Annotated in this window: 15 protein-coding genes; 12 read left to right on the forward strand and 3 right to left on the reverse strand. The window is 70.4% G+C overall.

Going from position 1 to position 14,486, the window contains the following annotated elements:
* Positions 1 to 20: 20 nt before the first annotated feature.
* From OSC30_RS12100 to OSC30_RS12110, 3 genes are all read left to right on the forward strand, one after another.
* A complete protein-coding gene (locus OSC30_RS12100; protein ID WP_267172106.1) occupies positions 21 to 962 on the forward strand; it encodes a serine/threonine protein kinase in 942 nt (313 codons plus the stop codon).
* A 217-nt stretch (positions 963 to 1,179) separates the two neighbouring features.
* A complete protein-coding gene (locus OSC30_RS12105) occupies positions 1,180 to 1,614 on the forward strand; it encodes a hypothetical protein (RefSeq protein ID WP_267172107.1) in 435 nt (144 codons plus the stop codon).
* A 152-nt stretch (positions 1,615 to 1,766) separates the two neighbouring features.
* Entirely contained in the window at positions 1,767 to 2,954 is a 1,188-nt protein-coding gene (locus OSC30_RS12110; RefSeq protein WP_267172108.1) for a class I SAM-dependent rRNA methyltransferase, read from the forward strand.
* A 134-nt stretch (positions 2,955 to 3,088) separates the two neighbouring features.
* Here OSC30_RS12110 and OSC30_RS12115 read toward each other — a convergent pair whose 3' ends face one another.
* Complete coding sequence (locus tag OSC30_RS12115) at positions 3,089 to 4,282, reverse strand: NAD(P)/FAD-dependent oxidoreductase (protein WP_267172109.1); 1,194 nt, start codon at positions 4,280 to 4,282, stop codon at positions 3,089 to 3,091.
* Between the two features lie 122 nt (positions 4,283 to 4,404).
* Here OSC30_RS12115 and OSC30_RS12120 point away from each other — a divergent pair, with 122 nt between their 5' ends.
* Complete coding sequence (locus tag OSC30_RS12120) at positions 4,405 to 5,490, forward strand: DNA topoisomerase IB (RefSeq protein WP_267172110.1); 1,086 nt, start codon at positions 4,405 to 4,407, stop codon at positions 5,488 to 5,490.
* A gap of 29 nt (positions 5,491 to 5,519) precedes the next feature.
* Positions 5,520 to 6,962, forward strand: a complete 1,443-nt coding sequence (locus OSC30_RS12125; protein ID WP_267172111.1) for a DNA recombination protein RmuC — start codon at positions 5,520 to 5,522, stop codon at positions 6,960 to 6,962.
* A gap of 88 nt (positions 6,963 to 7,050) precedes the next feature.
* Here OSC30_RS12125 and OSC30_RS12130 read toward each other — a convergent pair whose 3' ends face one another.
* Positions 7,051 to 7,269 carry a helix-turn-helix transcriptional regulator gene (locus tag OSC30_RS12130; protein WP_425474751.1) on the reverse strand — a complete coding sequence of 73 codons (219 nt, stop codon included), beginning with the start codon at positions 7,267 to 7,269 and terminating at the stop codon, positions 7,051 to 7,053.
* Positions 7,266 to 7,898: a hypothetical protein gene (locus OSC30_RS12135; protein WP_267172112.1), complete on the reverse strand. Its 633-nt coding sequence runs from the start codon at positions 7,896 to 7,898 to the stop codon at positions 7,266 to 7,268. The genes OSC30_RS12130 and OSC30_RS12135 overlap by 4 nt, the downstream gene beginning before the upstream one ends.
* Positions 7,899 to 8,079: 181 nt before the next feature.
* On the opposite strand from OSC30_RS12135, the gene folE reads away from it, so the two are divergent.
* The 7 genes from folE to OSC30_RS12170 all read left to right on the forward strand — a co-directional run bounded on the left by folE (position 8,080) and on the right by OSC30_RS12170 (position 14,465).
* A complete protein-coding gene (gene folE / locus OSC30_RS12140) occupies positions 8,080 to 8,679 on the forward strand; it encodes a GTP cyclohydrolase I FolE (protein WP_267172113.1) in 600 nt (199 codons plus the stop codon).
* Positions 8,680 to 8,742: 63 nt separating this feature from the next.
* Positions 8,743 to 9,903: a GGDEF domain-containing protein gene (locus OSC30_RS12145; RefSeq protein ID WP_267172114.1), complete on the forward strand. Its 1,161-nt coding sequence runs from the start codon at positions 8,743 to 8,745 to the stop codon at positions 9,901 to 9,903.
* Positions 9,891 to 10,268: an EF-hand domain-containing protein gene (locus OSC30_RS12150; RefSeq protein ID WP_267172115.1), complete on the forward strand. Its 378-nt coding sequence runs from the start codon at positions 9,891 to 9,893 to the stop codon at positions 10,266 to 10,268. The genes OSC30_RS12145 and OSC30_RS12150 overlap by 13 nt, the downstream gene beginning before the upstream one ends.
* Before the next feature lie 158 nt (positions 10,269 to 10,426).
* Positions 10,427 to 11,719, forward strand: coding sequence for a TCR/Tet family MFS transporter (locus tag OSC30_RS12155; protein ID WP_267172116.1), 1,293 nt, complete (start codon positions 10,427 to 10,429; stop codon positions 11,717 to 11,719).
* 14 nt (positions 11,720 to 11,733) lie between these two features.
* On the forward strand, positions 11,734 to 12,246 hold the full coding sequence (locus OSC30_RS12160) for a DUF1993 domain-containing protein (RefSeq protein WP_267172117.1): 513 nt from the start codon (positions 11,734 to 11,736) through the stop codon (positions 12,244 to 12,246).
* A 160-nt stretch (positions 12,247 to 12,406) separates the two neighbouring features.
* On the forward strand, positions 12,407 to 12,619 hold the full coding sequence (locus OSC30_RS12165; RefSeq protein WP_267172118.1) for a hypothetical protein: 213 nt from the start codon (positions 12,407 to 12,409) through the stop codon (positions 12,617 to 12,619).
* Between the two features lie 202 nt (positions 12,620 to 12,821).
* Positions 12,822 to 14,465: an NAD(P)/FAD-dependent oxidoreductase gene (locus OSC30_RS12170; RefSeq protein WP_267172119.1), complete on the forward strand. Its 1,644-nt coding sequence runs from the start codon at positions 12,822 to 12,824 to the stop codon at positions 14,463 to 14,465.
* Positions 14,466 to 14,486: the final 21 nt, after the last annotated feature.

The following is a 14,486-nucleotide window of genomic DNA, read 5'->3' on the forward strand; positions in this document are numbered from 1 at the left end:
CGGGGAGAGGTAGCTGAAGCATGACCGCCGCCCCCTACGTCAACCTCACCCCCGATCTCGTCCTCGACGCGGCCGGTGCCTGCGGCCTGTGGCCGGACGGGCGCCTGCTCGCGCTCAACAGCTACGAGAACCGGGTCTGGCAGATCGGCATCGAGGACGCCGTGCCGGTGATCGCCAAGTTCTACCGGCCGAACCGCTGGAGCGATGCGGCGATCGCCGAGGAACACGCCTTCGCGCTCGAACTGGCGGCGGACGAACTGCCGGTGGTGGCGCCGCTGGCGTTCGACGGCCGTACCCTGCTCGAGCACGGCGGCTACCGCTACGCGCTCTACCCGCGCCGCGGCGGCCGCGCGCCCTCGCTGGAATCGGCCGAGCAGTTGCAGTGGCTCGGCCGCCTGATCGCCCGCCTGCATGGCGTGGGCTCGCGCCGCGCCTTCGCGCATCGCGAGCGGATCGACCGCGCCACGCTGATGACACGTCCGGCGCAGGCGGTGCTGGCCTCTGCGCTGCTGCCGCCGCACCTGGCCGAGGCCTACCGTGCGGGCGTGCAGCGACTCGATGCAGCCCTCGCCGCACGGATGGAGGCGATTGGCCCCGTGCGCCAGTTGCGCCTGCACGGTGATTGCCACCCCGGCAACCTGCTGTGGACCGACGCCGGCCCGCACTTCGTCGACCTCGACGACGCGCGCACGGGGCCGGCGGTGCAGGATCTGTGGATGCTGGCGCACGACGACGCCGCGATGGACGCGCTGCTGGAGGGCTACACCTCAATGTGCGACTTCGATCCGTCCGAACTCGCCCTGGTGCCCGCGCTGCGCGCGATGCGCCAGGTCCACCATGCCGGCTGGATCGCCCAGCGCTGGGCCGACCCCGCCTTCCCCGCCGCGTTCCCGTTCGCCGCCGAGCCCCGCTGGTGGGAACAGCATGTCGCCGACCTGCATGAGCTGGCCGACACGCCCTGACGGTTGCCGGCCGGCCGCGGAATTCCAGTGGACGGTGCGTTCGGTCGATGGTCCGGAAGGATTCTCGCCGGGGTCCGACTGCTGGTGCTGGCTGCCTTCTAGTGTCGGCCGGGCGCCCGCAGCCTTGCCGCCGATGTTGCCACGCGACGCGCCGGAATCGGCGGAATAGCGCAGCCAGCTCGCGCTATGCTGCGCGCTTTCCAGGCAGGTACCGCCCGTGCGCAACATCCTTTTCCGCCTCATCGGCATCCTCGAAATCGCCGGTGGCCTGTACGGCGCCGCCGGTGCGCTGCGGCGCGTGCTGGCGATGGGCTCGACCTACGACACCCTGCATGCGCTGCTGGCGCTGGCCGCTTTCGGCTTCGTGCTGGTCGCCGGCGTGTGGCTGGTCGAGGGCAGCGATCGCGGCGTGGCGTTCTCGCGCGTGGCGCAGTTGCTGCAACTGCCGCTGATCGCCACGCCGGTTTTCAGCTACGCGCTGCATGCCGGTGCGTACCTCAACGTCCACACCACCTTGCACCTGGCGCGGCCGTGGCTGGACTGGAGCTTCGGCACGCAGGGTTTCATGCTGGCGGTAGCCGGGCCGTCGGTGTCGCGCATCGGCGTGAACCTTCTGGCGGTGGTGTCGTGGCTGGTGTTGAAGCTGCGCTAGCCCGGAACCCGTAGGGTGGGCTTCAGCCCACCGCCCCTTGCCGTACACCCTACGTGGTCAGAGGCAACGCCGCAGCTCCTCGCCGACGGGCATGGCGGTCGCGCACAAGTGCGCTCCTACAGGGGGGTAGCGACGCCGGCTATCATGTCGCGATGAACGTCCCCTCCCCGCATGACCCCGTCGCGCTGCCGCGCATCCGTCTCAAATCCGACCGCGCGCCCGGCCATCCCTGGGTGTGGTCGGCGCAGGTCTACAAGCCCGAATCGCGGCTGCCGCCGGGGAGCGTGGTCGAGGTGGTCGACAGCAAGGACCGCTTCGTCGGCCGCGGCTTCTGGAACGGCCATGCGCGCATCGCGCTGCGGCTGCTTAGCAACGACCCGGAAGAGGCGGTCGACGCCGAGTGGATCGCCGCACGCATCGCGCGCGCCGTGCAACTGCGCCGCGAACTGCTGCAACTGGACCGCACCAGCGATGCCTGGCGCGTGGTGCACAGCGAGGGCGACGGCCTGTCCGGCCTGGTGGTGGACCGCTACGCGGACATCCTGGTGATCGAATACTTCGCCGCCGGCATGTGGAAATTCCGCGAGGCGATCCACGCCGCGCTGCTCGAGCACTTCCCCGGCGCGCGGCTGTACTGGTTCGCCGAGAGCCACGTGCAGAAGCAGGAATCGTTCGACTGCCGCAGCTCGGAGCCGCCGGCACCGGTCGAAGTGCACGAGCACGGACTGGCCTTCCACGCCGCTCCCGGCTACGGCCACAAGACCGGCTTCTTCGCCGACCAGCGCGAGAACCGCCGCCGCTTTGCCGAGCTGGCCCGCGGCCGGCGCGTGCTTGACCTGTGCTGCAATGCGGGTGGTTTCGCGGTACACGCGATGGCCGCCGGCGCGCGAGAGGCGACCGGTGTGGACATGGATGCCGGCATCCTGGACATCGCCCGCGCCAACGCCGCGGCCAACCGGCTCGAGGTCGACTTCCAGCAGGCCGATATCTTCGACTGGCTGCGCCAGGCGGCCGCGCGTGGCGAGCGCTACGACGCGGTGATCCTCGATCCGGCCAAGCTCACCCGCGACCGCAGCAAGGTGTTCGACGCGCTGAAGAAGTACTTCGCGATGAACCGCCTGGCGCTGGACGTGATCGCACCCGGCGGCCTGCTGCTGACCTGCTCGTGCACGGGCCTGGTAGCGGAGGCGGATTTCCTGGAGATGCTGCGCCGCGTGGCGCTCAACGCCGGGCGCGAGATCCAGGTGCTGCAGGTGGCCGGTGCCGGCGCCGACCATCCGGTGCGCGCCGACGTGCCCGAAGGCCGCTACCTCAAGGCGGTGTTCTGCCGGGTGGAATGACCGCCTCCCGACGAGGCTCTCGTAGGGTGGGCTTCAGCCCACCAACACGCCCGCCGGGAGGCCCGCTCGGGCCGGCGGTGGGCTGAAGCCCACCCTACGCAGCTGGGCCGGGGCGGGGGAGGAAAGTCGCCCGTTCAGCCATCGTGCGGGATGCGCCCGCGCAGCGACGCCGCGTCGAACGGCCCCGGCTGCGCGATCAGCGCGCGGGCGGCATCCACCTGGTCCCAGACGTTCCACAGCAGGACGCCGCGCACGCGGCCGCCCTCGAGGTAGTAGACGACGCCCTTGCGATGCGGCTCGCTCCAGTCCTCGACCACCTGTAGCCGCGCATCGAGCAGGCCGACGGCCTCGTAGCCAAGGTCGAACAGGTCCGAGTAGAAGTACGGCAGGGTGGTGTAGTCCCCGCCCGCGCCCGCCATCGCGCGGCCGGCGTGCGCGCCCATCTCCACCGCCGCGTTCTCGTGTTCCACGCGCAGCCGGCGGCCGAGCGAAGGATTGAAGAAGTTGGCCAGATCGCCGGCGGCCCAGATATCCGGGTCGCTGGTGCGCAGCTGCGCGTCGACCACCACGCCATCGGCCACGGCCAGGCCGGCGTGCTCGGCCAGCGCGGTGTCCGGCGTCACGCCGAGCCCGGCCACCGCCGCGTCCACGCGCAAGTGGCGGCCATCGGACAACACCAGCTCGACGCCGGTGTCGTCGGCGCGGCCGTCGACCACCTTGACGCCAGCCAGCAGATCCACGCCCCGCCCACGGTAGTAATCGTCCAGGAATGCCGCCAGAGTCGGCGGATAGCGCCCGCTGCCGATCGACTCGCCCGGGAACAGCATGCTCACCTTGCAACCGACACCCGCGAGCGAAGCGGCCAGCTCGCTGCCGATGAAGCCGCCGCCGATCACCGCGACGTGCGCGCCGGCCACCGCGTAGCGGCGCAGCCGGCGGTAATCGTCGACGGTGCGGTAGTGGATCAACCGGTCGCCGGCGGCGAACGGCAACCGCCGTGGCGTGGCGCCGGTAGCCAGCAGCAGCCGGCGGTAGCCGTAGCTGTCGCCGCGCTCGTCGCGCACGCGGCGGGCGGCCGGGTCCAGCGACGTCACACGGCGCCCCAGGTGCAGCACGGCGCCGGTGGCGGCGGTGCCCAGGTCGACCGAATCGAGCGCCGTGTCGCCCTTCCACAACGCCTTGGACAAGGGTGGCCGCTGGTAGGGCGGCGAGGTTTCCGCGCCGACCAGGCCGATGAATGCCGTCGCGTCGGCGGCGCGGATCGCCTTGGCCGCCGCGTCGCCGGCCATGCCACCGCCGACGATCAGATAGTCGTATGCGTGTTCCATGTTCCGCTCCCGTGCCCGGACCACCGGCCCATCATGCGCCCGTTGGCGCCGATGGGCAGCAGGCATGGTGCAAAGCCGCCTGCACGCGGCCTTGATCGAGGCCACCGCCACACTCGCAGGCGATGAGCAGCCTTCCGAGCGCCCCCGATCCCGCCCTGCGTGCGCAAGCGCGCGCGGCCGGGCTGGTCTATGTCAGCGATGCGCAACCGGGCATCCGCCGGCTGCGCCGGGGCAAGGGCTTCAGCTACCTCGATGCCGACGGCCAGCCGCTGGCCGACCGCGCGGAGCTGGCGCGCATCCGCGCGCTGGCGATCCCGCCGGCGTACCGGGACGTGTGGATCTGCCCCAGCCCGGATGGCCACCTGCAGGCCACCGGGCGCGACGCGCGCGGTCGCAAGCAGTACCGCTACCACGCGGACTGGCGCACGCAGCGCGACCACGGCAAGTTCGATCGCCTGCTGGCCTTCGGTGCGGCCTTGCCGAAACTGCGCCGGCGCGTCCGCCAGGACCTGGCGCGCGCCGGGCTGCCGCGCGAGAAGGTGCTGGCGCTGCTGGTGCGGTTGCTGGACGAGACGCTGATCCGCGTGGGCAACGAGGCCTATGCGCGCGACAACCACAGCTACGGTCTGACCACGCTGCGCTCGCGCCACGTGCGCGTGGTGCGCGGACGCCTGCGCTTCTGCTTTCGCGGCAAGAGCGGGCAGGAACAGGAGGTCGAGCTGGACGACCGCCGGCTGGCGCGCATCGTGCGCCGCGTGCAGCACCTGCCCGGGCAGCGGCTGTTCCAGTACCTGGATGACGAGGGCGCGCGCCAGAGCGTCGATTCGGGCATGGTCAACGAGTACCTGCACGCGGTCTGCGGCGAGGACTTCAGCGCCAAGGATTTCCGTACCTGGGGCGGCACCGCGCAGGCCGCCGGCGTGCTCGCCTGTACGCCGCTGCCGGAGACCGGCGGCGAGCGCGCCCGCCGCCACGCGCTGATGACCGCGGTCAAGCAGGTGGCCGGGGTGCTCGGCAATACGCCGGCCGTGTGCCGCAAGTCCTACATCCATCCGCAGGTGTTCGAAGGCTGGCAGGACGGCAGCCTGCACCGCGCGATCAGCCCGGTCTGCGCGGGCCATCCGCGCCAGCTCGAACAGGCCACGCTGCGCTTCCTGCGGCAACGCCTGCGTCCGTCGCGTCGCGGCAGGCGAGACGCCAGCGCGTAAACTGGGCGGGTAACTTGCCGGAACCCGCCATGCCTTTTGCCGACGTCATCCTTGTTCTCCTGCTTCTGGCCGCCGTGGCCATCCTCGCGCTGCAGTTGGTGCTGCTGCGCCGCGGCCGCGCCGACAGCGGCCTGACCGTTCGCCTGGATGCGATCAAGGACGACGGCGAACGTTTGCAGCGCGCACTGCGCGAGGAACAGCGCGCCGGCCGCGAGGAGCTGCAGCAGGGCTTCGACCGCTTCCGCAACCACGTCGCCGAGCAGCTCGGCGGCATGTCGCGCCAGCAGGCCGAGCGCATCGACGGCTTCGGCCAGCGCCTGGACGGCCTCACCGCGCGCACCGATGCCGGCCTGCAGGCGCTGGCCCAGCGGCTGACTGACGACGCCCGCAAGAGCCGCGAGGAAGTCACCCTCACGCTCAACCGCGTCAGCGAGCAACAGCAGCAACGCCTGGCCGCGCTCACCGCCGACAACGAAAAACGGATGGGCGAGGTGCGCGCCACGCTGGAGGCCAAGCTCGGCGCGATCCAGCAGGACAACGCGGCCAAGCTGGAGCAGATGCGCGCCACCGTCGACGAGAAGCTGCAGAGCACGCTGGAGACGCGCCTGGGCCAGTCCTTCCAGCTGGTGTCCGAGCGGCTCGAGGCGGTGCAGCGCGGTCTCGGCGAGATGCAGAGCCTGGCCAGCGGCGTGGGCGACCTCAAGCGCGTGCTCACCAACGTCAAGAGCCGCGGCATCCTGGGCGAGGTGCAGCTGGCGGCGTTGCTCGAGCAGTTGCTCACGGCCGAGCAGTACGAGTCCAACGTGATCACCGTGCCCGGCAGCAACGAGCGCGTCGAATTCGCCATCCGCATGCCCGGCCAGGGTGATGCCGAGCAGTTGTACCTGCCGATCGACGCGAAATTTCCGGTGGAGGATTACCAGCGCCTGCTCGAAGCGCAGGAACTGGCTGACGCTGAGGCCGCGATGGTGGCCGGGCGGGCGCTGGAACTGCGCGTGCGCGAGGAAGCCAAGCGGATCAAGAGCAAATACGTGTCGGTGCCGCACACCACCGATTTCGCCGTGTTGTTCCTGCCCACCGAAGGCCTGTACGCCGAGGTGATCCGCCGCCCCGGCCTGTTCGAGCTGCTGCAGCGCGAGCACCGCGTGGTGGTGGCCGGGCCGACCACGCTCAGCGCCCTGCTCAACAGCCTGCAGATGGGCTTCCGCACGCTGGCCATCGCCAAGCGCAGTTCGGAGGTGTGGAGCATCCTGGGCGCGGTGAAGACCGAGTTCGGCAAGTTCGGCGACGTGCTGGACAAGGTCAAGAAGAAGCTGGACGAAGCCGGCAAGCACATCGACGCGACCGGTGTGCGCACGCGTGCGATCGAACGCAAGCTGCGGGGCGTGGAGACGCTCTCGGGCGACGTCACGGAGGAGTTGCTGGGCGTGGCGGCGGAAGTGAGCGACGACGTCGAGGAAGACACCGTCTAGCCAGGCCCGCCGCCCCCTTGTAGGAGCCCACTTGTGGGCCCCTACAGACAACCTGGAAACAGACCGGTACCCGGCAGGCCGGAATTTGTCATTCCTTCCACTGGAACACATCCTCCAGCCCCGCGCCGAACGTGCGCGCGATGCGGAAGGCCAGTTCCAGCGACGGCGCGTACTTGCCGCCCTCCAGCGCGATCACCGTCTGCCGGGTGATGCCGCAGGCATCGGCCAGCGCCTGCTGGGTCATCTCGCCGTGCTCGAAACGCAGCCGGCGGATGGCGTTGGTGATCGGGGTGCCGGTCGCGCTCAATGCCGGTCGCGCCAGTACGCGAGCCCGGTCACCAGGTACTCGAGCAGGCACGAGCCGATCAGCCCGGCCATCAACAGGTTGGAGAGGGTCATCGGCTTTGCCCAGGCCAGCCGGTCGACCGGCGAAAAAGCGAACGTCACCGCCAGCGCGATGACGAAGATGGCCAGCCCGCTGCGCGCCCACTCGGTGGCACGCGCCTGGATGGCGCGGTCGCGCTCGTCCGCCTGCACCTTGTCGCGCCAGCGCTGGCGCAGCACCTGCATCACCACCAGCCAGGCGATCACCAGCATCGCGATGTGCCCGCCGATCGCGCCCGCCTCCGGCGCCCGGCCGCCATCCGCGGCAACCATCTGCGGGGCGCGCAGCCCGAAATAGAGCAGGATCGCCAGAGTGAACATCAGTCCGATCCACGCGCGCTGCTCGCCGGGCGAGATGGCGGCCACCGCCTCGCCGGCATTCGCCGCCGGGCTTTGCCAGGTCGCCCACAGCAGGTACCAGACCACCCAGGCGCCGACCAGCACGGCCAGCCCACCCGGCCAGCCCAGGTCCACGTCCGGCAGCACGAACAACACATAGAACGCGAGCACCGACAGCGGGACCAGCACGGCGTAGCGCAGGGATCGTTTCATGGCATCGCTCCAGATTCGGAATGTAAGCTACACATGACATTGTGTACTGTCAACATTACGTTCGTCCTGCGCCCGGCGCTTTGCACACCCCTCCGGCCGCCGGCTTGACAGCGCCGCTACACTGGATTGCTGCGAACGCCACTCCGGTGGCAAGCCACTCCCCTGGCCCAAAGGCACCCGCATGAGCGACCCCGGCACCCCCAACGACGTCACCCAGGCCCAGGCCGAGGAGGCCGTGCGCACGCTGCTGCGCTGGGCCGGCGAGGACCCTTCGCGCGAAGGCCTGCTGGACACGCCGCGCCGCGTGACCAAGGCCTACCGCGACTGGTTTTCCGGCTACGCCGACGACCCGGCCGAGTTCCTCAAGCGCACCTTCAAGGAGGTCGAGGGCTACGACGAGATGGTGGTGTTGCGCGACATCGAGTTCGAAAGCCACTGCGAGCACCACATGGCGCCGATCATCGGCCGCGCGCACGTGGGCTACCTGCCGACCAACCGCGTGGTCGGCATCAGCAAGCTCGCCCGCGTGGTCGATGGCTACGCACGCCGCTTCCAGGTGCAGGAGAAGCTCACCGCGCAAATCGCTCATTGCATCCAGGAACACCTGCGCCCGGCCGGCGTGGCGGTGGTGATCGACGCCAGCCACGAGTGCATGACGACCCGCGGCGTGCACAAGCGCGGCGTGTCGATGGTGACCAGCCAGATGCTGGGCGCCTTCCGCGACGACGCCCGCACCCGCGCCGAATTCCTGCAGTTCATAGGCATCCACGGCGCGCGCTGAAGTTTTTCCGCGGGCGGCCGATTAAGGCGCGTCGCCACCCCGGCGCGCCGTCCGATCACCGCTTTGCATCTGGACCTTGCCACCCTGGCCCTGCTCGGCGCCCTGCAGGCGCTACTGCTCGCGCCGCTGCTGCTGGTCGCCACGCGCGCCTACACCGGCGTCGCGCGCACCAGCCTGCGCATCTGGGGCGTGGTGCTGCTGTTGCAGGCGCTGGGCTGGATCCTGGCCGCGCTGCGCGGCCAGGTCAGCGACTGGCTGTCGATCGTGCTGGCCAATGGCGTGTTGATCGCCTCCTATGCCGAGACCACGCGCGCGCTGCGCCTGCTGCTGGGCGTGCCCCAGCGCCGCCGGTGGCTGCTGGCAATCGGTGTGGTGATCTGGCTGGGCATCGTCTGGTTTGGCGTGGTGCAGCCGGACTACCGCATGCGGGTGGACCTGGCCGCGCTGATGGTGGCCGCCTATTCGGCGCTGCTGGCCTGGCCGTTGCGCCATGCGCTGCGGGCGGGCGGTTCCATCGCGCAACGGGTGATGCTGCTGGTGCTGGTGGCGGCCGCCGTGGCGTGGTACCTGCGCCTGCACGAGCTGCACGGCGACGCCGCGCTGCAGCCGGGCCACCTGGTGCCCACGCCCGGCAACGTGGTCAACATGCTCTACAGCGCGATCGAGCCGGTGGTCGCCAGCATCGCCTTCCTGCTGATGTACAACGAGTTCGCGCAGGCCGACCTGCGCCGGCTCGCGCGCACCGACCCGCTCACCGGCACGCTCAACCGGCTCGGACTGGACGAGGCGGCGCGGCAACGGTTCGATGACCCGCACGGGCTGGCCGTGCTGATGCTCGACGCGGATCACTTCAAGGCGATCAACGACCGGCACGGCCACGCCGGTGGCGACCGCGTGCTGGCGGCGCTGGCCCGCTGCCTGGGCACACGGCTGCGGCCGGGCGACCTGCTCGGCCGGATCGGCGGCGAGGAGTTCCTGGTGCTGCTGCCGCATACCGGCCTGGCGGCGGCGGCCGCCCTGGCCGAAGACCTGCGCGCGCACGTCGCTTCGTTGCCGCTGGAGTTCGACGGACTGGCGCAGGCCATTACCGTGTCGATCGGCGTGGCGGCGCGCGAAGGCACCGATGCCAACGCCGACGCGCTGGTGCGCCGCGCCGACCGCGCGCTGTACGAGGCCAAGCGCGCCGGTCGCAACCGGGTAGCCGGCGCGGCGTGTCCGGCCTGACCGGGCCGCGGCTGTGCTCCAATGCGCCGATGCGTTGCCTGCTTCTTTCACTCGCCCTGCTCGGCACCGCCGCCGAGGCGGCCGATTACCCGGCCACGACGTCGGCCTACCTGACCTTGTTCGACCATGACGGCGACGGGCGCATCGGCGTGCAGGAGTACGTCGACTACCTGAGCACCGGTTTCCTGCGCATGGACGCCAACGGCGATGGCGTGCTCGATGCGGCCGAGCTGCCTGCCGGGCCGCGCCGCACGCCGCGTACGCTGGTCGCGTTCCAGACCGACGTGCGGGCGCAGTTCCGGCGCATGGACCGGGACCGCGACGGCTATCTCGACGCGCGCGAACTCGCGCAACCGCCCCGCTGAAACGTAGGGTGGGCTTCAGCCCACCGTGCCCAATGGTGGGCTGAAGCCCACCCTACGACTGCATTGCGGCGCGCGGGGACATGGGACGTTGCGCGGGGTGCAGCAATGGCCGCGCATCGATGCGCTATCGTGCGCGCTTCGTCCGCCCCGGCCCGCGCATGGACCCGACCCACACCGAACTGAGCGACAGCCGCCGCCGCGCGGCGGTGGCCTTCATCTTCGTCACGGTGCTGCTGGACATGCTGGCATTCGGCATCGTCATACCCGTGCTGCCGCACCTGATCGAGCAGCTGGCCGGCGGCGGCATCGCGGAGGCCGCCTGGTGGGTGGGCGTGTTCTCCACCGTGTTCGCGGTAGTGCAGTTCGCGTTCTCGCCGGTGCAGGGCGCGCTGTCGGACCGGTTCGGGCGGCGGCCGGTGATCCTGATCTCCAACCTCGGCCTGGCGCTCGACTTCGTGGTGCTGGCGCTGGCGCCCACGCTGTGGCTGCTGTTCGTCAGTCGGGCGCTGCTCGGCATGACCGCGGCGAGCTTCACCACCGCCAACGCCTACATCGCCGACATCACGCCGAAGGAGAAGCGCGCCGCGGCCTATGGCGTGCTGGGCGGCGCGTTCGGGCTGGGCTTCATCGTCGGGCCGGGATTGGGCGGATTCCTCGGCGACATCTCGCTGCGACTGCCGTTCTGGGTGGCCGGCGCGCTGGCGCTGTGCAACTTCCTGTACGGCTTTTTCATCCTGCCCGAGTCGCTGCCGAAGGAACGCCGCACGCCGCGCTTCGAACTGCACAGCGCGCATCCGCTGGGTTCGCTCAAGCTGCTACGGCGCTACCCGCAGGTGCTCGGCCTGGGCGTGGTGATGTTCCTGGTCTATCTCGCGCACTACGTGCTGCAGACCACCTTCGTGCTGTACGCCGACTACCGCTACGGCTGGGGCCCGCAGGCGGTCGGCTTCGTGCTGATGCTGGTGGGCGCCTGCGACGGCTCGGTGCAGGCCTTCCTCACCGGCCGGCTGACGCCACGCTTCGGCGAGCGGCGGGTGCTGCTGGCCGGGTTGCTCTGCGGCGTCGGCGCCTTTCTGCTGATGGGCGTGGCCGGCCAGGGCTGGGTGTTTCTCGCCGGCATCCCGCTGATGGCGCTGTGGAGCCTGTCCGGGCCGCCGATCCAGGCGATCATGACCCACCAGGTCGATCCGTCCGAGCAGGGCCGCCTGCAGGGCGCGATCACCAGCCTGGGCAGTTTCGCCGGCATCTTCGGCCCGTACCTGTTTGCGCAGGTGTTCGCCTTCTCGATCGCGCCCGCCTCGCCGGTGCACCTGCCGGGGCTGGCCTTCGTGTTGTCGGCAGTGATGCTGGCCATCGGCGCGGTGATCGCGGCGCGGGTCACCGCGCGTACCGTGCCACTGGCCGAACCGGCCGGCTCGCCCGCGCCGCTGCCCCAGGATCCTTCCCACTGACGCTGGAGTTTTCCATGTCGCTTTCCATGTACCAGGCTTCCGTTCCCGTGTTCGTACGCGCGCTGTCCAACCTGGCGCACGTGCTGCGCAAGGGCGAGGCGCACGCCAAGGCCAAGGGCGTCACTGACGAGGTGCTGCTGGGCACCCGCCTGATCCCGGACATGCTGCCGCTGGCCAAGCAGGTGCAGATCGCCTGCGACATGGCTGCGCGTGGCACCGCCCGGCTGGCCGGCGTGGAGCCGGCCTCGTTCGAGGACAACGAGACCACGCTGGAACAGCTGCATGCGCGCATCCACCGCGTGATCGAGTACATCCAGGGTTTCGACTCCGGCCAGATCGACGGCAGCGAGGCGCGGGCGATCCATCTGAAGATGCGCAACGGCGAGCTGGATTTCAGCGGCCAGGATTACCTGTTCACCTTCCTGATCCCGAACCTGTATTTCCACTGCACGACCACCTACGTGATCCTGCGCGAGGCCGGCGCGGAGCTGGGCAAGACCGACTTCGTGGCCGGCGCCCAGCAGTAAACGAAGCGGGCGCGACGGCCCGCCGTCGCGCCTGGCTGAACGCAAGCGATGCGCCGGTTTTCCGGCACGTCGCGAAGCGTGACCGGCCGCACATTCGACGTCGCCCGATGGCGCGCGCCCTGCTTGTCCCTGCGCGAGTTCCAACCCATCGAGCAGATCCATGGACAGCTTCTACGAATGCATCATCGCCGGCGGCCCGCAACACGGGCTGGTCTACCGGCGCCGGCGCGAGCCCAGCCAGCCCACGCCCATGGCGGTCGTCACCGAGGACGGCCAGTTGTGCACGCCCGCCGCGCGCAAGTACGGCTCGCGCGTGGTGTTGCTGCACCCGCAGGCCACCGGCGAGCAATTCCTGACCATCCTCGCCGCGTAAGTGGCGCAACGCGTCACTGCGCCGGGGCAGTCGTAGGGTGGGCTTCAGCCCACCGCTTCCCGCCACGAGGCCGGTGGGCTGAAGCCCACCCTACGGAGGCGTGTTGCGGGTCCGCCCCCTTGCACCTTGTCCCGGCGCCGTCGCCGCAAGGACAATACGCAGCCGGGCGTCATGCCCGTGCCAGCCAACGTCCTGCGAGCCCATGCTGCGACTGACCGACCTCAAGCTGCCGCTCGACCACCCGCCCGAGGCGCTGGCGTCAGCGATCCTCGCGCGCTTGAAGCTGCCGGCCGCATCGCTGCATGACTACAGCGTGTTCCGCCGCGGCTACGACGCGCGCAAGCGCGGCGCGATCGCGCTGATCTACACGCTGGACGTGGACGTGGCCGACGAGGCCGCGTTACTGGCGCGCTTCGCCGATGACCACCACGTGCAGCCGACGCCGGACACGAGCTATCACCCGGTCGCGCGGGCGCCGGAGCAGCTGGCGCATCGCCCGGTGGTGGTCGGCTTCGGCCCGTGCGGCATCTTTGCCGCGCTGATCCTGGCCGAGATGGGCTTCCGGCCGATCGTGCTCGATCGCGGCAAGGCCGTGCGCGAGCGCACCAAAGATACCTGGGACCTGTGGCGCAAGCGCGAACTGCATCCGGAGTCGAACGTGCAGTTCGGCGAGGGTGGCGCGGGCACCTTTTCCGACGGCAAGCTGCACAGCCAGATCTCCGACCCGCACCACCACGGCCGCAAGGTGCTGACCGAGTTCGTCAAGGCCGGCGCGCCGGAGGAGATCCTCTACGTCAGCAAGCCGCACATCGGCACCTTCCGGCTGGTGACAATGGTGGAGACCATGCGCGCGACGATCGAGTCGCTGGGCGGCGAGATCCGCTTCAGCCAGCGCGTGGAAGACCTGCTGGTCGACACCGACACGGCCGGCGCGCGCCACGTGCGCGGTGTGCGGCTGGCCGGCGGCGGCGAGTTGCGCACGGACCACGTCGTGCTGGCGGTCGGCCACAGCGCGCGCGACACCTTCGAGATGTTGCACGCGCGCGGGGTGTACCTGGAAGCCAAGCCGTTCTCGATCGGCTTCCGCGTCGAGCACCCGCAATCGGTGATCGACCGTGCGCGGTTCGGCCCGCAGGCGGGCCATCCGATCCTCGGCGCGGCCGACTACAAGCTGGTCCACCACGGCAACAAGGCCGGCCAGAGCGGTCGTTCGGTGTACAGCTTCTGCATGTGCCCCGGCGGCACCGTGGTGGCTGCCACCTCCGAGCCGGGGCGTGTGGTGACCAACGGCATGAGCCAGTATTCGCGCAACGAGCGCAACGCCAACGCCGCGCTCGTCTGCGGCATCGTGCCGGAGGATTTCGCGCCCTACGGCGACGGTCCGCTGGCCGGCATCGCGTTGCAGCGGCATTGGGAGTCGCATGCGTTCGCCATGGGCGGCGGCAACTACAGCGCCCCAGCGCAGCGCGTGGGCGATTTCCTGGCCGGACGGCCCTCGCAGACGCTGGGCGAGGTGTTGCCTTCGTACAAGCCGGGCGTGCATCTGACCGACCTGGCCACGGCCCTGCCCGGCTACGCCATCGGCGCCATCCGCGAGGCGCTGCCGCTGTTCGACCGGCAGATCCGCGGGTTCGCCATGCACGATGCGTTGCTGACCGGAGTGGAGACGCGTACGTCCTCGCCGGTGCGGGTGCGGCGCAACGAGGGCGACTACCAGAGCCTCAACACGCGCGGGCTGTTTCCGGCCGGCGAAGGGGCTGGGTATGCCGGCGGCATCCTGTCGGCCGCGGTCGATGGCATCCGCGTGGCAGAGGCGGTGGCGCGGGATATCACGGGCGTCGCATAGCGGTTTCCTCTCCCCCCGGGA

The sequence above is a fragment of the Frateuria hangzhouensis genome (genome assembly GCF_026410505.1).
In the GTDB taxonomy this organism is placed as follows: Bacteria; Pseudomonadota; Gammaproteobacteria; order Xanthomonadales; family Rhodanobacteraceae; genus Frateuria_A; species Frateuria_A hangzhouensis.